Source organism: Ruegeria sp. BB1 (assembly GCF_056539465.1).
The window spans coordinates 655,094-672,839 of sequence record NZ_JBQFVB010000001.1 but is presented as its reverse complement, the minus strand read 5'-3'; the positions used below and the strand labels follow the sequence as shown (position 1 = coordinate 672,839).

The 17,746-nt window shown below is 56.4% G+C and carries 20 protein-coding genes; 19 read left to right on the top strand and 1 reads right to left on the bottom strand.

Annotation, left to right across the window (positions count from 1 at the left end; translation table 11 throughout):
* Positions 1-2: 2 nt before the first annotated feature.
* The 17 genes from ACR0AL_RS03420 (at position 3) to ACR0AL_RS03340 (ending at position 15,373) form a co-directional block, all read left to right on the top strand.
* Positions 3-707, top strand: coding sequence for a DUF1326 domain-containing protein (locus tag ACR0AL_RS03420; protein ID WP_170348634.1), 705 nt, complete (start codon positions 3-5; stop codon positions 705-707).
* On the top strand, positions 707-1,213 hold the full coding sequence (locus ACR0AL_RS03415; RefSeq protein WP_480661959.1) for a DinB family protein: 507 nt from the start codon (positions 707-709) through the stop codon (positions 1,211-1,213). The genes ACR0AL_RS03420 and ACR0AL_RS03415 overlap by 1 nt, the downstream gene beginning before the upstream one ends.
* Positions 1,214-2,317 carry a dimethylsulfoniopropionate demethylase gene (locus ACR0AL_RS03410; RefSeq protein ID WP_170348636.1) on the top strand — a complete coding sequence of 368 codons (1,104 nt, stop codon included), beginning with the start codon at positions 1,214-1,216 and terminating at the stop codon, positions 2,315-2,317.
* Positions 2,318-2,416: 99 nt separating this feature from the next.
* Entirely contained in the window at positions 2,417-3,412 is a 996-nt protein-coding gene (acuI, locus tag ACR0AL_RS03405; protein ID WP_170348637.1) for an acryloyl-CoA reductase, read from the top strand.
* Between the two features lie 186 nt (positions 3,413-3,598).
* Positions 3,599-4,162 carry a ribosome recycling factor gene (gene frr, locus ACR0AL_RS03400; protein WP_170348638.1) on the top strand — a complete coding sequence of 188 codons (564 nt, stop codon included), beginning with the start codon at positions 3,599-3,601 and terminating at the stop codon, positions 4,160-4,162.
* An 8-nt stretch (positions 4,163-4,170) separates the two neighbouring features.
* On the top strand, positions 4,171-4,902 hold the full coding sequence (locus ACR0AL_RS03395) for an isoprenyl transferase (protein ID WP_170348639.1): 732 nt from the start codon (positions 4,171-4,173) through the stop codon (positions 4,900-4,902).
* Complete coding sequence (locus tag ACR0AL_RS03390; RefSeq protein ID WP_480661957.1) at positions 4,899-5,681, top strand: phosphatidate cytidylyltransferase; 783 nt, start codon at positions 4,899-4,901, stop codon at positions 5,679-5,681. Before ACR0AL_RS03395 ends, ACR0AL_RS03390 begins: the two co-directional genes overlap by 4 nt.
* A complete protein-coding gene (gene dxr / locus ACR0AL_RS03385; RefSeq protein WP_170548772.1) occupies positions 5,681-6,853 on the top strand; it encodes a 1-deoxy-D-xylulose-5-phosphate reductoisomerase in 1,173 nt (390 codons plus the stop codon). Before ACR0AL_RS03390 ends, dxr begins: the two co-directional genes overlap by 1 nt.
* Positions 6,854-6,857: 4 nt before the next feature.
* On the top strand, positions 6,858-8,210 hold the full coding sequence (rseP, locus tag ACR0AL_RS03380; protein WP_170358376.1) for an RIP metalloprotease RseP: 1,353 nt from the start codon (positions 6,858-6,860) through the stop codon (positions 8,208-8,210).
* A gap of 90 nt (positions 8,211-8,300) precedes the next feature.
* Positions 8,301-8,429 (top strand): hypothetical protein, encoded by a 129-nt coding sequence (locus ACR0AL_RS03375; RefSeq protein ID WP_264187062.1) that lies wholly within the window; start codon positions 8,301-8,303, stop codon positions 8,427-8,429.
* A gap of 127 nt (positions 8,430-8,556) precedes the next feature.
* Positions 8,557-10,917, top strand: coding sequence for an outer membrane protein assembly factor BamA (bamA, locus tag ACR0AL_RS03370; RefSeq protein WP_170348643.1), 2,361 nt, complete (start codon positions 8,557-8,559; stop codon positions 10,915-10,917).
* Positions 10,918-10,941: 24 nt separating this feature from the next.
* Entirely contained in the window at positions 10,942-11,508 is a 567-nt protein-coding gene (locus ACR0AL_RS03365; RefSeq protein WP_170349401.1) for an OmpH/Skp family outer membrane protein, read from the top strand.
* A gap of 72 nt (positions 11,509-11,580) precedes the next feature.
* Positions 11,581-12,054 carry a 3-hydroxyacyl-ACP dehydratase FabZ gene (gene fabZ, locus ACR0AL_RS03360; protein WP_170358383.1) on the top strand — a complete coding sequence of 158 codons (474 nt, stop codon included), beginning with the start codon at positions 11,581-11,583 and terminating at the stop codon, positions 12,052-12,054.
* Entirely contained in the window at positions 12,051-12,836 is a 786-nt protein-coding gene (lpxA, locus tag ACR0AL_RS03355) for an acyl-ACP--UDP-N-acetylglucosamine O-acyltransferase (RefSeq protein ID WP_480646590.1), read from the top strand. Before fabZ ends, lpxA begins: the two co-directional genes overlap by 4 nt.
* 4 nt (positions 12,837-12,840) lie before the next feature.
* Complete coding sequence (locus ACR0AL_RS03350; protein ID WP_170548775.1) at positions 12,841-13,635, top strand: LpxI family protein; 795 nt, start codon at positions 12,841-12,843, stop codon at positions 13,633-13,635.
* On the top strand, positions 13,635-14,792 hold the full coding sequence (gene lpxB / locus ACR0AL_RS03345; RefSeq protein ID WP_480661955.1) for a lipid-A-disaccharide synthase: 1,158 nt from the start codon (positions 13,635-13,637) through the stop codon (positions 14,790-14,792). The genes ACR0AL_RS03350 and lpxB overlap by 1 nt, the downstream gene beginning before the upstream one ends.
* Positions 14,792-15,373: a cadmium resistance transporter gene (locus tag ACR0AL_RS03340; RefSeq protein WP_170358391.1), complete on the top strand. Its 582-nt coding sequence runs from the start codon at positions 14,792-14,794 to the stop codon at positions 15,371-15,373. The genes lpxB and ACR0AL_RS03340 overlap by 1 nt, the downstream gene beginning before the upstream one ends.
* Here the strand turns inward: ACR0AL_RS03340 and mnmA are convergent.
* Entirely contained in the window at positions 15,370-16,515 is a 1,146-nt protein-coding gene (gene mnmA, locus ACR0AL_RS03335; RefSeq protein WP_480661953.1) for a tRNA 2-thiouridine(34) synthase MnmA, read from the bottom strand. The two genes, ACR0AL_RS03340 and mnmA, sit on opposite strands and share 4 nt — an antisense overlap.
* A 129-nt stretch (positions 16,516-16,644) precedes the next feature.
* On the opposite strand from mnmA, the gene sciP reads away from it, so the two are divergent.
* Positions 16,645-16,938, top strand: coding sequence for a CtrA inhibitor SciP (sciP, locus tag ACR0AL_RS03330; protein ID WP_170358393.1), 294 nt, complete (start codon positions 16,645-16,647; stop codon positions 16,936-16,938).
* An 82-nt stretch (positions 16,939-17,020) separates the two neighbouring features.
* Positions 17,021-17,737 (top strand): response regulator transcription factor CtrA, encoded by a 717-nt coding sequence (gene ctrA, locus ACR0AL_RS03325; RefSeq protein ID WP_170348651.1) that lies wholly within the window; start codon positions 17,021-17,023, stop codon positions 17,735-17,737.
* Positions 17,738-17,746 lie beyond the last annotated feature (9 nt).

The window sequence follows — 17,746 nt, the reverse complement described above, 5'->3', positions numbered from 1 at the left end:
ATATGGCTAAGAACAGAAAACCTGAAGCCGACAGGTTGCCTATCAGCCAACGTATCGACAGTCGTATGCCAAATCCCAAGCGGCGTGAGATGAGTCCGACTGATTGGGTCATCAAGGGAGAGTTGATCCTCAACTGCTCGTGCGATGTGTTTTGCCCTTGCGTTGTATCACTGGGGGCGCATCCTCCGACCGAAGGGCATTGCCACGCGTGGATGGGGGTCATCATCGATGAAGGCCATTACGAGGGCGAGGACCTGTCGGGTTTGAACGTTGGTCTACTGGTCGATATTCCCGGTCGCATGGGCGAGGGCCAGTGGAAAGTCGCGGCCTATGTCGATGAACGCGCTAGCGGCAAGGCCTATAACGGTCTGCTGCAAATCTTCAGCGGGCAGGCGGGCGGTACAACTGGTCTGTTCACCATGCTGGTCAGCGAGATCATCGGGGCCGAGCGGGCCCCTGTCCAGATCGAACGCGATGGCAACAAGCGCCGTATCGTAATCGGTCGCAAGATTCAGGGCGAGATTGAGATGTTGGCGGGTAAAGACCCCGAGCATCCGGTGATGGTTTCGAACTCGAAATACTGGATGGGACCGGATATCATCGTAGCGCGTGGAACCAAATCCAAGGTGCGTGATTACGGCCGCGTCTGGGATTTCGGTGGTAAATCGGCCGAGATTTGCCCGATTGACTGGCATGGACCAAAATAATGATCACCGGGGCCTATGCACAGGAAATGGCGCGGTATAATCAATGGCAGAACAGCCAGTTGTCCGCTTTTCTTCAAGACCTGACGCCCGAGGAGTTAGCGAAAGATCGCGGCGCTTTTTTTGGCTCGATCATGGGGACTGCTAACCATCTTTTGTGGGGTAACTGGATTTGGATTTCGCGTTTTGATCAGGGCGATGGTCCAGGTGGCGGCATCCCGGAAAGTGTGTCTTTGTGCGCTGATCTGGCCGAGTGGTTGCCGCAGTGCAAAACAGTCGACGCCCGCATCTCCAATTGGGCTGGATCGCTTGAAGAGGACCTTCTGACTGGTGAATTCACGTGGCTCTCGGCGGCAAAAAAAGATGACTTTACATTGCCTTACGCGCAATGCGTCATACATATGTTCAACCATCAGACCCATCATCGCGGGCAATTGCACCAAATGCTGACCGAGACCGGATCAGCCGCTCCTGTTAGCGATTTGGTGTTTATGCCAAAGGAGGTTTGAATGCCGCAAATTTCCTTATCCCGCCGGTTGCGGCGCACGCCCTTCTCAGACGGTGTCGAGGCTGCGGGAGTTAAAGCATACACGGTCTATAACCGCATGTTATTGCCCACAGTTTTCGAAAGCGTCGAGGCAGATTACAGGCATTTGAAATCCCACGTTCAGGTCTGGGATGTTTCCTGTGAACGGCAGGTTGAGCTGCGCGGCCCGGATGCGGGCAAATTGATGCAAATGCTGACGCCGCGTGATCTTCGGGGGATGCTGCCGGGGCAGTGCTTTTACGTGCCCATCGTCGATGAAACCGGTGGGATGCTGAACGATCCTGTGGCGGTGAAGTTGTCCGATGATCGTTGGTGGATTTCCATTGCTGACAGTGACCTGCTTTTTTGGGTCAAAGGGGTCGCCAACGGTTATCGGCTGGATGTTCTGGTGGATGAACCCGACGTGTCGCCCTTGGCGGTTCAAGGGCCCAAGGCGGATGACCTGATGGTGCGCGTATTCGGGGATCGCGTGCGGGATATCCGGTTTTTCAAATTCGATATGTTCGAATTCGAAGGGCGTGACCTGGCCGTGGCTCGGTCGGGTTATTCGAAACAGGGTGGGTTCGAGATCTATCTCGAAGGCACTGAGATAGGCATGCCATTGTGGAACGCCCTTTTTGCGGCGGGTGAGGACCTACAGGTACGGGCAGGCTGTCCCAACCTGATCGAGCGGATCGAAGGTGGTTTGCTGTCTTATGGCAATGACATGACCGACGACAACACGCCGCACGAATGTGGTTTGGGCAAGTTCTGTAATACTCACACCGCGATTGGGTGTATCGGTCGGGATGCATTGTTGCGTGTGGCTAAGGAAGGCCCGGTACAGCAGATTCGTCCAATTGCGATTGAGGGCGACGCAGTACCGCCCTGCGACCGACCGTGGTCTGTGTTCGCAGGTGGAAGGCGTGTGGGGCAGGTGACCTCAGCCGCGTGGTCCCCGGATTTCGGGACGAATGTCTCAATCGGCATGCTGCGATTAAGCCACTGGGAAGCAGGAACGATTGTCGAGGTTGAAACACCAGACGGCATGCGCCGCGCCACAGTGCAGGAGCGTTTCTGGATCTAAGGGAGGGTTTGGGCGTCGCCCTCGTCGCTACACGGCGCACCCGAACTCATTCAGCCAGGCGTAGAACGGCCTGGCGCTAGGAAAACGAAAGGAAATCGGATGTTCAACGCATTGGTGATGGAAAAGGATGAAGAGAGCGGCTTGGCCAGCCCCTCGGTCAAGCAGTTGTCTCTGGATGATTTGCCAAATGGTGACGTGACCGTGGCGGTCGAGTATTCGACGGTGAATTACAAGGATGGTTTGTGTACGTCGCCAAAGGGTGGCGGGCTGGTGCGCAACTACCCACATGTACCGGGCATTGACTATGCCGGGACCGTCGAAGCGTCATCAGATGACCGCTATAAGCCCGGTGACAAGGTAGTTTTAACCGGCTGGCGCGTGGGTGAGGCGCATTGGGGCGGGTATTCCCAGAAAGCCAATGCGCTGGCCGATTGGTTGGTGCCCTTGCCCGATGGCTTGGATGCGCGCCAGGCAATGGCTGTAGGCACGGCCGGATTTACTGCGATGCTGGCTGTGATGGCGCTTGAGGATCACGGAATGACACCCGATCACGGGCCGGTTTTGGTAACCGGGGCCGCAGGTGGGGTCGGATCTGTGGCCACGGCCATTCTGTCCAATCTTGGCTACGAAGTGGCGGCTGTTACCGGTCGACCCGAGGCGGGGGATTACTTGAAATCTCTGGGGGCAAGCACAATCGTCCCGCGGGAAGAGCTGAACGAAACCACCAAGCGGCCTCTGGAAAGCGAAAGCTGGGCTGGCTGCGTTGATGCGGTCGGTGGAGAGATGCTGGCGCGCGTCCTGGGGCAGATGAAATACGGCGCCTCGGTCGCGGCTGTGGGGTTGGCGGGTGGTGCTGCTTTGCCTGCGACGGTCATTCCATTCCTTCTGCGCGGCGTAAATCTGCTGGGCATCGACAGCGTAATGCAGCCTTATGAAAATCGCGTCCGGGCCTGGCAACGTATCGCCACCGATCTGCCGATGGATAAGCTTGAGGCAATGGTTCAGCCAGCAACCCTTAACGATCTGCCGCAACTGGGAGCCGATATTCTGAAAGGTCAGGTCAAAGGCCGCGTCGTCGTTGACGTAAACGCCTGATCGGAAAAGCTTCCTTCAGACCCGCCGACTAGGATGTCGGCTGGTCTGTTTGCTATTTAGTCAACCGAAAAAATGCTTAAGACACCTCTGGTCAATGGCGCATTTCCACAGCATCATTGCTATACATCCCAATTGCGATGGCTTAGAAGCCATGCAAACAGCACCTGAATACGGGGAGTGAGCAGCATGTCTGACGATTTCGAACTGGATACCGATGATCTGAAACGGCGCATGGAAGGCGCCATGGCCAACCTCAGAACCGAATTCGCCTCGCTTCGGACCGGGCGGGCGTCGGCCTCGATGCTTGAGCCGGTGATGGTGGATGCCTATGGCTCGATGACTCCGATCAATCAGGTTGGGACGGTGAATGTACCCGAACCGCGCATGGTGACCGTCAACGTCTGGGACAAGGGTCTGGTGGGCAAGGTTGAAAAGGCGATCCGCGAAAGCGGGCTGGGGATCAATCCACAGCTGAACGGTACGATCATCATGCTGCCGATCCCGGAACTGAACGAAGAACGCCGCCGCGAATTGGGCAAAGTTGCCGGGCAATATGCTGAACACGCCCGTGTCTCGATCCGGAATGTGCGCCGCGACGGGATGGATCAAGTCAAAAAAGCCAAAGCGGACGGTATGTCCGAGGATGATCAGAAATTCTGGGAATCCGAGGTTCAGGACCTGACCGATGAGATGATCAAATCTGTAGACGCCGCGCTTGAGACCAAGCAGGCCGAGATCATGCAGGTCTGAGACAGGGAATGCTCAACACCCCTGATACTTCGCCCGCGCTTGGGCCGCGCCATGTCGCTATTATCATGGACGGAAATGGTCGCTGGGCGCAGGCGCGTGGTCGGCCAAGACTGTTCGGACACCACGCCGGGGCGCGGCGCGTGCGAGAGGTGGTTGAGGCCTGCCCGGAACTTGGAATCAAATACCTGACGGTTTTTGCCTTTTCGACTGAGAATTGGAAACGCACGCAGGCTGAGGTTGCCGGGCTGATGAGCCTATTTCGGCGCTACATCATCAAAGAAACCCGGACTCTGAAGGAAAATGGTATCCGGGTTCGGTTCATTGGGGATCGCGTTCGATTGGACGCCAAGCTGATTGCCTTGATGGACGCGCTGGAAGAAGAAACCAAGAACAACGATCTGGTACACCTGACGGTCGCCCTGAATTACGGCGGTCGGGATGAGGTTGCGCGGGCCACCAAACGTCTTGCGCTGGACGTAGCCGAAGGACGGTTGCGCCCCGAAGAAGTTGATGAAGAAACTCTGCCCAAGTATCTGGACACGCATGTTCTTCCTGATCCCGATCTGGTTATCCGGACCAGTGGTGAGGCGCGGATATCGAATTTCCTGCTGTGGCAATCGGCCTATTCCGAATATGAATTCATCGACACGCTCTGGCCGGATTTCACAGCGGCCGAGCTGGAACGGCTGTGCCGCAACTTTGGCTCTCGCGAGCGCCGGTTTGGGGCAGTGCGGGTATGAGCGACGGCCGATGGTCTGACCTAAGCGCCCGGATTCTGTCCGCAGCCGTTTTAATTGCCATCGGTTCGGTCGAGGTTTGGCTGGGCGGCCTTTGGTTCGAAGCATTCATCGCAATTGCCTGCGGTTTGATGACCTGGGAGCTGGTGCGGATGATCGACCCGGACAAGGTCGGCGTGCGCGTTCAGCTTGGCATTCTGACCGGAGTGGCCGTATTGATCAGCTACCACGTGCCGCCGCTTTTTAAGCTTCCGGTTCTGGTGGCTCCGGCTTTGGTTGGGGCGGGGCAGGTCGGTCGTTCGAAAACGATTTATGCGCTATTTGCCGTCTGGATTGCGGCATCTGGTCTGGGCTTCATCTCTATCCGCGAGACGATGGGTTTTGGCTGGATGGTTTGGCTGATTTCGGTGGTCGTAGCGACGGATGTCGCCGGGTATTTTGTTGGCAAAACCTTTGGGGGCCCTAAGTTCTGGCCCAAGGTCAGCCCCAAGAAAACATGGTCGGGCACTGCCGGAGGCTGGGCCGCAGCAGCCATCGTGGGGGCTGTTTTTGCGAACTATGCCGGATTTGGGTTCATGTTTGTTGTGATTTCGGTTTTGGCCTCGATGGCCAGTCAAGCCGGAGATATCGTCGAAAGTGCGACCAAACGGAAATTCGGGGTCAAGGACAGTTCGAACCTGATCCCGGGACATGGCGGATTTCTCGACCGGTTTGACGGGATGATGGGGGCGGCCTTGTTCGTTCTGATCGCGGGTTTGATTTACTCCCCCGGGGGCATGTAATGCGCAGAGTTTCCATTTTCGGCGCGACCGGATCGGTCGGACAGAACACAATCGACCTGATTGACCGGAATCCGTCGGCCTATGACGTGGTGGCATTGACCGGCGGTGCAAATATCGAAAAGCTGGCCGACGATGCACGCCGACTGCAGGCTGATTTGGCCGTGACCGCGCATGAGGATCAGCTCGAGGACCTGCGTGCTGCACTATCCGGCAGCGGTGTCGAGGCAGCGGCCGGACAGGTTGCGCTGACCGAAGCGGCAGCGAGGCCAGCGGATTGGGTCATGTCGGCCATCGTTGGTGCGGCCGGATTGCCACCGGGCCTTGAGGCATTGAAACAAGGCGCGACCCTAGCCCTGGCAAACAAGGAAACGCTCGTTTGTGCCGGACCGTTGGTGTTGGAAACGGCGCGAAAACACAATGCCCGACTTTTGCCGGTGGACAGCGAACACTCTGCCGTGTTCCAGGCGCTGGTGGGCGAGGATATGGATGCCGTTGAGCGGATCATTATCACCGCCAGCGGCGGCGCGTTCCGCGATTGGCCGTTGAGCGATCTGGTCAATGCCACGGTCGAGCAAGCCTCGAGCCATCCGAACTGGGATATGGGTCAGCGGATCACCATAGATAGCGCTTCGATGTTCAATAAAGCGCTCGAAGTGATTGAAACGCGGGAATTCTTTGGTGTTTCCCCTGATCAGATCGAAGTGTTGGTGCATCCTGAATCCATCGTGCATTCGCTGGTTGGGTTCAATGACGGCGCGGTCATGGCTCATATGGGCGCACCGGATATGCGCCATGCAATTGGCTATGCGCTGCACTGGCCGGATCGGCGCAAGCTACCGGTCGAACGTCTGAACCTGGCGAAACTGGGTCAGTTGCGCTTTCAGGACCCGGACGAGACCCGCTATCCAGCGCTGCGCCTCGCCCGTAACGTGATGCAGCGCGGCGGTCTGTCAGGTGCGGTGTTCAACGCCGCGAAAGAGCGGGCGCTGGACCTGTTCATCGCACGCCGGGTCAGTTTTCCAGAGATGGCCCAGATCGTTGAAAGTGTATTGGACAGATTTGAGACGTCAGACGGCCTTCTTGATGCCTCTTTAACCCTTGATAACGTACTGCAAACGGACCATCTGGCACGTAAGTGGGCAGAAGAAGCCGTGATGCAGAAAGCAGGATAGAAACTTGGACGTAATCTCTCTGATCCCTCAATTCGGCAACTTGCTTTATACCATCGTTGCCTTTGTGATCGCCCTGTCCGTCATCGTCGCGGTACATGAATACGGCCATTATATCGTCGGGCGTTGGTCCGGCATCCATGCCGAGGTGTTCTCGGTCGGGTTTGGCCCTGTATTGTGGAGCCGTATCGACAAACGCGGAACACGTTGGCAGATCGCAGCCTTGCCTTTCGGCGGGTATGTAAAATTCCTTGGGGATGCCAACGCCGCATCCGGCAAGGACGAAGGCGCGATGCAGGAAATCACCGAGCAAACCCCCGAAGAGCTGCGCCGCACCATGCACGGCGCGCCGTTGTGGGCGCGGGCAGCTACCGTTGCCGCAGGGCCGGTGTTCAACTTTGCTATGTCCATTGTGGTGTTTGGCCTGATTTTTATGTCTCAGGGCGTTACGCGCGACCCTTTTACAGTCGGCGAATTGCGCTCGTTGCCTGGTTCGGTGCAGGAATTGCAGGACGGGGATGAAATCGTCGCAATTGCGGGTCTTCCCGTTCCTGATTTTGATCAGCAGGGGGCCTGGTCTGATTTTACGGATGCACTGCCTGTTGAACCGGAGTTGGATTACACGGTGATCCGCGATGGGCAGACACTGGATGTATCCGGCCCCTGGTTGTTCCCGGCGCTGATCCAACAGGTCGTTCCACGCAGTGCAGCCATGGATATCGATCTGAAGTCGGGCGACGTTATTACGGCCGTCAACGGTGATCCTATCTTTGCCTTTGAGCAGCTCAAAGAACATGTAGAGGGATCGGACGGCAAGGTTCTGTTGCTGAACGTTTGGCGCGACGGGGCCGAGCTTGAATTTGCCCTGGCCCCGCGTCGCACGGATGAGCCGCAGCCGGAAGGTGGCTTTGTGACCCATTGGCGCATCGGGATTGTGGGTGGAATGGCTTTGGAACCAGCGACGGAACCCGCGGGCCTTCTGGCATCTCTTTCCGGCGGTGTGCAGCAGACCATTCGCATCGTTGACGGCTCTTTGTCGGGCGTCTGGCATATGGTGACGGGGGCGATCAGCACCTGCAACATTTCCGGTCCCATCGGCATTGCGGAAACTTCGGGCGCTATGGCCAGTCAGGGTGCTCAGAATTTCATTTTCTTTATTGCCGTTCTGTCGACCGCCGTAGGCTTGCTGAACCTGTTTCCCATTCCGGCATTGGATGGGGGCCATCTGGTATTCTATGCGTATGAGGCTATTGCAGGCAAACCACCCAGCGACGGTGTACTGCGCGTGCTTATGGGGGTTGGCGTATCGTTGATCCTTGGACTTATGGTCTTTTCGGTTACGAACGATCTGTTCTGCTGATTGTGGCATCGATCACAAGAAAACGCCCCAATTCCGCCTCAATTCCAGCTTAGGTTAATAGCCGGTAATTAAACCGTGTCAGAGGTAGTTATGACAAAGGCCCTGCGTAAATCCGCCAAAAGCTTTGGGTGCTTGTTCGTGTTGAACTGGGATACATTGCTGTTCTTCGGTGTGACTGCCGTGGCAATGGGCGGTTGGGCCTATTTGATCACTATGTGATTCTTAAGACCTGTTATTGAAACTACACACGGCGGCCGACGGGCCGCTTTCTGTTTTGGTCTTTTGACAAGGCTAAATATTCTCGCTAATCAGCTTTAAAGTCCAAAAATATTGGGTAGTGAAAAATATGACTGATAGGCGAGGCGCGGGCACATCCTGCGGTGGGCAGAAGCCGAAAAACAAGATTTTGTGGCGGTCACTAACGTTAATATTCCTTCTTACATTGGTAGGTTTTGTACCGTTTCCGCAGGCCGCGTGGGCGCAAAATTTCGTCTTTAATTCGTTCGATGTCGAAGGCAACCGACGTATCGAAACCTCCACCATTATTGAACGTACAGGAATCGAGCCGGGCCAGTCGGTCACAGCGGGCGAATTGAACGATGCCTATCAGCGTTTGCTTGACAGTGGTGTTTTTGAGACAGTCGAATTGACGCCGCGTGGCAGCACGCTGGTGATCGAAGTTGAAGAATATCCGACAATCAATCAGATCAGCGTTGAAGGTAACAGCCGCGTAAAAGATGACGTGCTGCTTGAAGCGATCTCATCAGAGCCACGCCGCGTCTTTACACCGCAAGTCGCGGAGGCTGACGCCGACCTGATCGCCGAGATCTACTCGTCTCAGGGACGGGTGTCTGCAACGGTCATTCCCCGCATCATTCGCCGCAGTGACAACCGTGTCGATCTGGTATTCGAGGTCGCAGAAGGGACCACGATCGAAGTCGAGCGTGTGAGTTTTGTCGGCAACCGAGCTTATTCTGACCGGCGCCTGCGCAGGGTTCTGGAATCGAAACAGGCGAATATCCTGCGGACGTTTGTCAGCAGCGATACTTTCATTGCTGACCGGATCGAATTCGACAAACAGGTCATTCGGGATTTCTACTTGTCGCGTGGTTATGTCGATTTCCGCGTGAACAGCGCAAATGTGGAATTCACTCGCGAGCGCGACGCTTTCTTCTTGGTGATGAACATCACCGAAGGTCAAAAATTCTCATTTGGGCAGATCAGCACTGTCAGCGAAATTCCGGGTGTGGATCCTGCTCCGTATCAGGATGCACTGAAAATTCGACCGGGAGTGACTTACACTCCGATGCTGATCGAAAACTCGATTGCGCGGATGGAACGTCTCGGCATCAAGCAGGGCGTCGATTTCCTGCGTGTGGAGCCGCGCGTGACGCGCAACGCACGTGACCTGACTCTGGATGTGCAGTTTGTTCTGACCAAAGGCCCAAGGATTTTTGTCGAGCGGATCGATATCGAAGGCAACACAACCACGCTTGACCGCGTGATCCGTCGTCAATTCGATACGGTGGAAGGCGACCCCTTTAACCCGCGTGAGATCCGTCAGGCCGCCGAACGTATCCGGGCCTTGGGTTTCTTTGCTGCGGCCGATGTCGAACCGCGCGAAGGGTCTTCGCCCAGCCAGGTGATTGTGGATGTGGATGTAGAGGAACAGCCGACGGGTTCGCTAAGCCTGGGTGGTAGCTACTCGGTTTCTGATGGTTTCGGGGTTGCGATTGGCCTTCAGGAATCTAACTTCCTGGGACGCGGGCAAACAATTGGCGTCAATTTGTCGACTGCCCAGGATGCCGAACAGTACACGTTGAACTTCTCGGAACCTTACCTGCTAGGGCGCAAACTTCGGTTTGACTTGGGATTGGGCCTGTCGACGACCAATTCAAGCTTTGCCAGCTATGACACCGAGACACTCTTCTTCCGGCCTCAGTTGAGCTATGCGATTGGCGAGTTGTCATCCCTGCGTCTGCGCTATGGTTGGCAAAACAGCGAAATGACCCAGCAAGGTGACGAAACTAACGGTGCAGTCATTTCGTCGGAAATCGATCAGGGTGAGCGTACCACCAGTTCTCTGGGTCTCTCGTACGTTTATGACAGCCGGATCGGAGGTCTGAACCCGAATGCAGGCGTCCTGTTTGAGGCCGGTATCGATGCTGCAGGACTGGGCGGCGACAACGAATACTTCAAGACGACGGCCCGTGGTGTCGCCCAGACACGTGTCTGGAACGAAGAAGTTGTTCTGCGTGCGTCGATGGAAGTCGGTGCGCTGCACTGGAGAGGTGATGATTTCAGCCGCACTATCGACCGCTTTGTTTTGGGACCTAGCATCTTCCGCGGGTTCGAGCCCGCGGGTCTTGGTCCGCGCGACTTGTCCAACGGACAGGATGACGCGATCGGGGGCAATTACTATTGGGTTGCGCGTTTGGAGTCGGATTTCCCGCTGGGTCTGCCCGAAGAATTCGGCCTGCGTGGCGGCGTGTTCTACGACTTTGGTAACTTGTACAATCTTAACGACGTCAATACGACCGGTGCCAATATCGTCGGCGAAGACGGCTCGATCCGCCACGTAATAGGTGTGTCGGTTCTGTGGGAAACGCCGTTTGGTCCGCTGCGCTTCAACTTCTCGAAAGCGTTGAAAAAGGAAGACTTTGACAAAGAGCAGAACTTCGACCTGACGGTTCAGGCTCGGTTCTGATCCTGAATGTTGAAAACTGTGTTCATGAAACTGCAGGGCCCTTTATGGGCCCTGTGTGTATTTCTGACCCTTGTCTTTTCGGAGCCAGTAGCGGCCCAACAATTGGGGGTTCCGCAAAGCAGCGTGGTGACGTTGTCCAGCGAGCGTTTGTTTGCTGAATCTGCCTTTGGTCAACGTGTCCTGCGAGAGATCGAGGCCGAAGGCGTTCTTTTAGGGGAAGAAAACGAACGGATCGTGGCCGAGCTGAGCCGAGAGGAAAAGGTTCTGACGGAACAGCGTGCGACCATGACAGCCGAAGAATTTCGCCCCCTGGCCGATGCCTTTGACGAAAAGGTTCAGTCGCATCGGGAGGGGCAGCGCGCAAAACTGGACGTGTTGGCACGACGTAGTGAAGAGGCTCGGCAGATGTTTCTGGAACTTGCACGGCCGGTTTTGATTGACTTGCTACGCGAATCCGGCGCTTCCATCATTATTGAACGATCCAGCGTTTTCCTCAGTTCGGATCGAACCGATATTACCGATGCCGCCATTGCGCGGATCAATGCGGCGATCGGCGACGGCAGCGCCGTTGAAAATGGGGCCAGTGAATAGGTTTGCTTGCCCTTAGGGCGCGGTATTGCTAACCACGCCGCAAACAGAAATCCAGAATGGGACTACAACACCATGAGCACGGAAACCAAAAGCGCCGACATCCAGTTGATCCAACGGATCTTGCCGCATCGCTATCCGTTTCTGCTGGTCGACAAGGTGGTTGATATCTCGGGTTATCAATCGGCCGTTGGCATCAAGAATGTCACAATGAACGAACCACATTTTCAGGGCCATTTTCCCGGAACGCCGATCATGCCCGGCGTGACCATTGTTGAAGCGATGGCGCAAACTGCAGGTGTGATGCTGGGCGTCGGTATGGACGTGATCGACAGCGAATTGCTGATTTATTTCATGAACATCGACAAGTGCAAATTCCGCCGCAAAGTGATCCCTGGCGATGTGCTTGAAATGCACGTGGAAACCGTGCGGGGTAAGAAGGGTGGCAAGATCTTCAAATTCAGCGGCCGGGCGACGGTTGATGGCGAAGTAGCAGCCGAAGCCGAATTTTCGGCCTATGTCGACTGGGACATGGAAAAGACAACATGAGCGGCATTCACCCAAGCGCAATCATCGAAGACGGTGCGCAGATCGGTGAAGACTGCATCATCGGGCCGTTCTGTTTTGTCGGCAGTCAGGTTAAGCTGGGCGACCGGGTCGAATTGAAGTCCCATGTTGTCGTGACCGGCGAAACCCAGATCGGTGATGAGACCGTGATCTTCAATTTCTCGGTGATCGGAGAAATTCCGCAGGACCTGAAGTTCGGGGGTGAGGATACGCGGCTTGAGATCGGCAAGCGTAACCGCATTCGTGAACATGTGACGGTGAATACCGGAACCGAGGGCGGCGGCGGTGTGACCCGGATCGGCGACGATTGTCTTTTGATGGCAGGTGTGCACGTGGCGCATGACGTTCAGATCGGGGATCGTGTGATCATGGTGAACCATTCCGGCGCGGCGGGTCACTGTGTCATCGAGGATGATGTGATCGTGGGCGGAATTTCCGGCCTGCATCAATGGGTGCGCGTGGGCCGTGGCGCGATCATCGGCGCACTGACTATGGTGCCCAATGACGTGATCCCATATGGCCTGGTTCAGGCGCCTCGGGGTGAGTTGGACGGACTGAACCTGGTTGGCTTGAAACGGCGCGGTGTCTCGCGCGAGGATATCTCGGCCCTGCGTGCTGCATTCCGCGAATTGTCGACTGGCGATGGCACGTTCATGGAACGCGCGCACCGGGTAGGTGTGGACAACGAAAGCGAATATGTGCAGCGGATCGTGGATTTCGTGACCGGGCAATCCGATCGCTCGTTCCTGACGCCGAGGAAATAGGTCAATGCTGGCATTGATTGCTGGAACAGGCGCATTGCCGGGCGAAGTGGTTGACCAACTTTCCGATCGCCCTCTGATTTGTGCGATGGAAGGGTTCACACCGGACACTTTGACTGCGGATATCGTCTTTCCATTGGAACAGTTGGGAAGCTTCCTTGCGGATTTGAAAGCGCGCGGCGTGACCGAGATTTGCATGGCTGGCGCGGTGCGCCGTCCCGCTATCGATCCATCGCGGATTGATGCGGCCACGATGCCTCTGGTTCCAGTACTGCAACAGGCGATGATGTCCGGGGATGACGGGGCATTGCGCGCCGTGATCGGCATATTCGAAAACTCTGGACTGACCGTTCGTGCCGCTCACGAAATTGCCCCGGCGTTACTGCCGGAACTAGGTTGCCTTACCGAAACGCAGCCATCCGAGGCTGAACTGTCCGATGCAGACAGGGCAGCGGGTATTCTGCGGGCCATGGGAGCTGCGGATATCGGTCAGGCTTGTGCGGTGTCCAAAGGGCAGGCGCTTGCGGTCGAAAGCATCTACGGCACAGATTGGATGCTGCAATCCTTGACCCAACGACCGGATGCAGGGGGTGGCGTTTTGTTCAAAGCGCCGAAACCCGACCAGGACCGACGTGCTGACTTGCCGACCATTGGCCCTGGGACCGTTTCTGGTGCGGTGGCAGCTGGGCTAGCGGGTATTGTCATCGAAAAAGGTGGCGTGATCGTGTTGCAACAGGATCGTGTGATCGACGAATGCAACCGTCTGGGCCTGTTTCTGTATGTGCGTGAGCGGGCGATCTGATGCGAGTCTTCCTGGTCGCCGGTGAACCTTCGGGCGACCGTTTGGGCGGCGCCTTGATGGAAGGGTTGCGCAGTCTCGTACCCGATATCCAGTTCGATGGCGTTGGCGGACCGCTGATGCAGGCACAGGGTTTGGACAGCCGCTTTCCAATGGCCGAACTGTCGGTGATGGGGCTGGTTGAGGTTTTGCCCAAGTTCTTCCACCTGAAACGCCGGATTTCTGAGACCGCTCAGGCCGTTCTGGATACGCAGCCCGATGTATTGATTACCATCGACAGCCCGGATTTTTCACTGCGCGTCGCCAAGCAGGTAAAAGCGCAGAGTGATATCAGAACGGTGCATTACGTCGCCCCCAGTGTCTGGGCATGGCGCCCCGGGCGCGCGGACAAGATGGCCAAGGTGATCGACCAAGTTCTGGCGTTGTTACCATTTGAACCGCCCTATATGGAACGTGCGGGGATGGAGTGTGATTTCGTTGGTCATCCGGTGGCCAGCGAACCGATAGCTTCGGATCAGGATATCCAGGATTTTCGCGCGACCTACGATCTGGGCGACGCACCGATCATACTGGCGCTTCCTGGTTCGCGTGGAGGCGAGATTGAGCGTCTGGCTCCGATCTTTGGTGAGGCGCTGCGCCTTTATCTGAATGAACGGCCGTGCGCACGTATTGTGGTGCCCGCGGTTGCGCATATGGTGGATACCGTCACCGAGCATATGCAAAGCTGGCCCGGAAACCCTGTTGTCGTCGATCCGCGCGAGATGCCTTCGGATCAGGCACAAGCACAAAAGCAGGTCGCGTTTGCGGCGGCAGAGTTGTCGCTGGCCGCTTCGGGGACGGTTTCGTTGGAACTGGCCGCGCAATCGACGCCTATGGTGATAGCGTATAATCTGAACTGGCTGACCACTCTGATTGCCAAGCGGATGGTCAAGCTGGATACTGTAACGCTAGTCAATCTGGTGTCCGAGACCCGAGCGGTCCCCGAGTGTTTGCTGGATGATTGCCAGCCTGAAAAGATAGCAGAGGCGTTGAAACAGGTCGCGGCTGCCCCCGATGCGCAGCGCGATGCCATGACCCTCACGATGGAACGTCTGGGGCGCGGAGGTGAGGCCCCCGGTTTGAGGGCCGCCCGAGCCGTTCTTGATCGGATGACTCCGTAATGCTGGATTTCGTGCTGTTCGGACTGTCTGCCTTTATGGCTCAGATTCTGACCAATCTGGACAATCTGGCGGCGCTGCTGGCGCTATCGCTGGTGTCGGGGGCCAAACGCGCGGTCTTTGGCTTTCTGCTTGCGCAGGGGGTCGTGATCAGCGCAGCGCTTTTGCTGGCGTTGGGGGTTGAGGATGTCGTACCGCACTGGGCCGGGTATCTGGGTCTGATACCTCTGAGTTTGGGCATCTTAGCCTTGATCCGGCAAAGGCGGGGAACCGAGACTGAAACGCACGCAAATCTGGATACCGGGGCGTCGGTGATCATGGTCACGCTGCTGTTCATCAGCCTGTCGATGGATACGTTCGCCGTCCTTGCGCCTCTGCTGGCCGACTCGGCCCCCACGTTCAGAACGGCTGGTGTTATCGGGGCCGTGTTGGCGGCACTTGGTCTGGCAACCGTTGCGCTGTTAGGGGCCAAAGCGCCGTTCATGAGCGGCACGCTGGCCCGGCGGTTGGAACGGTTGGTTCCCTATGTGATGATTTGCGCCGGGCTCTATATCCTTAGCAACTCGTGGACGGACGCGATTTAGTACCCGCGCCAGATCCAGCCGCCGCCAAAGATACGGCTGCCTTCCGACGCGTAGAACACACAGGCCTGACCGGGTGAGACACCTTCTTCGGGCGTCAACAGCTCAACCTCTGCCGTGGTATCGGACAAAGGTCTTATGATCGCCTCGCGCGGGGGGCGGGTCGAGCGGACCTTGACCAGAACATGCCATTCATCTCGTGAGGTGAAGGGTTCATCCCCAAGCCAGTTGATTTCACGCACAGGAATGGTTCGGGTGGCCAGCATTTCTTTGGGGCCAACAACGACTTGTTTCGCATCCACGTCCAGTTTTACGACATATAATGGCTCGCTAAGGCCACCGATGCCCAGACCGCGGCGTTGTCCGATGGTATAGTGGATCACGCCGTTATGTTGCGCCAGAACGCGACCGTCCGCATGCACGATCTCACCGGGTTCTGCCGCACCGGGGCGCAGTTTTTCGATGACGCTGGCATAATTGCCGTTGGGCACGAAGCAGATGTCCTGACTGTCCGGCTTGTCCGCCACGGCCAGCCCGTATTGCGCTGCCATCTCGCGGGTGGCGTCCTTCGAGGGCAGGTGGCCCAGAGGGAAACGCAGGAAATCCAACTGCTCGGGTGTGGTCGAGAACAGGAAATAGGACTGATCGCGGTTCGCGTCCTCGGCGCTATGCAACTCTGGCCCATTGGGACCCATTTTGCGTTGGATATAGTGACCGGTGGCCATGCAGTCGGCCTCAAGATCCTTGGCGGTCTCCAGCAAGTCCTTGAATTTGACCCGTTCGTTGCAGCGGATGCAGGGCACCGGAGTAGCACCTGCCAGATAGCTGTCAGCAAACTCGTCGATCACCGCGTCTTTGAAGATGTTCTCGTAATCCAGAACATAGTGGGGAAAGCCGCGTTCCTCGGCCACACGGCGTGCGTCATGGATATCGATCCCCGCACAGCAAGCACCTTTCTTGGCCAGCGCTGCACCATGATCGTAAAGCTGTAGCGTTACACCAACCACGTCATAGCCCTGGTCGGCCAGGTGGGCCGCCACGACAGAACTGTCTACGCCACCGGACATGGCAACAACCACCCGCGTTTCCGAGGGCGGTTTGGCAAAGCCAAGCGAATTGAGTTGGGTCTCGGCAGCGAGGGCCATGGTGATTCCAGTGCGGGTTAAGAAAGACCGGCAGAATATAGGAAAATTCTACACACTCTCAAGGGGCGGTTTCACTCAGCATTAAGTAGGGTGGTGTCAGCTTTGTCGCAGCACGAAGAGGGTCATAAAATGTTTTTGCACAAAGTTGAGGGGCCAAGATCCATAACCTTACCGGATGGAACAGTTTTATCGCGCGCCGATCTGCCGCCAAAGGATACGACACGCTGGGTCGCATCGCGCAAGGCAATCGTCGTGCGGGGAGTGGTTTATGGGCTGATCACACTGTCAGACGCCAAAAAGCGATACGGCCTTAGTGATGAGGAATTTAACGCCTGGGTTGCGGCCGTCGCAGAACACGGCACGGACGCATTAAAGGTGACCGCGTTAAAAAAATATCGACAACCTAAGGGTGAAAGGGAATAAATGATTCAACGGTAACGTCAGATTAACCATTTTTGAGCAGGCTCAATTTGAATTGGTAAATTGACCCGAATTGGAGCAGTAAATGCGTATACTTCTTGTCGAGGATGATCCGACTACGTCCAAAAGCATTGAATTGATGCTGACACACGCAAACCTCAACGTCTATGCAACGGATTTGGGTGAGGAAGGTATCGATCTTGCAAAGCTTTATGACTACGATCTGATCCTGCTGGACTTGAATTTGCCGGACATGAATGGGCATGAAGTCCTGCGGCAACTGCGCATCGCTCGGGTGGAAACACCGATCCTGATCCTGTCAGGCGCAGACGACACGGAAAGCAAAATCAAAGGTTTTGGGTTCGGTGCCGACGATTATATGACCAAGCCCTTCCATCGAGAGGAGTTGGTGGCCCGAATCCATGCCATCATCCGCCGCTCAAAAGGGCATTCGCAATCCATCATCCAGACCGGTCGCGTTGCGGTTAACCTCGATGCCAAAACGGTCGAAGTGGAAGGCAAGGCGGTTCATCTGACCGGTAAGGAATATCAGATGCTTGAGCTGCTGAGCCTACGTAAGGGCACCACGTTGACCAAAGAGATGTTCCTGAACCATCTTTATGGCGGCATGGACGAGCCCGAGCTGAAAATCATCGACGTTTTCATCTGCAAGCTGCGTAAGAAACTCAGCAACGCCACCAGTGGTGAAAATTACATCGAGACAGTTTGGGGCAGGGGCTATGTCCTGCGTGATCCGCAAAGCAACAGTGTTGACGAAACGCGGATGGCGGTTGGGGCCTGATTTGAACAT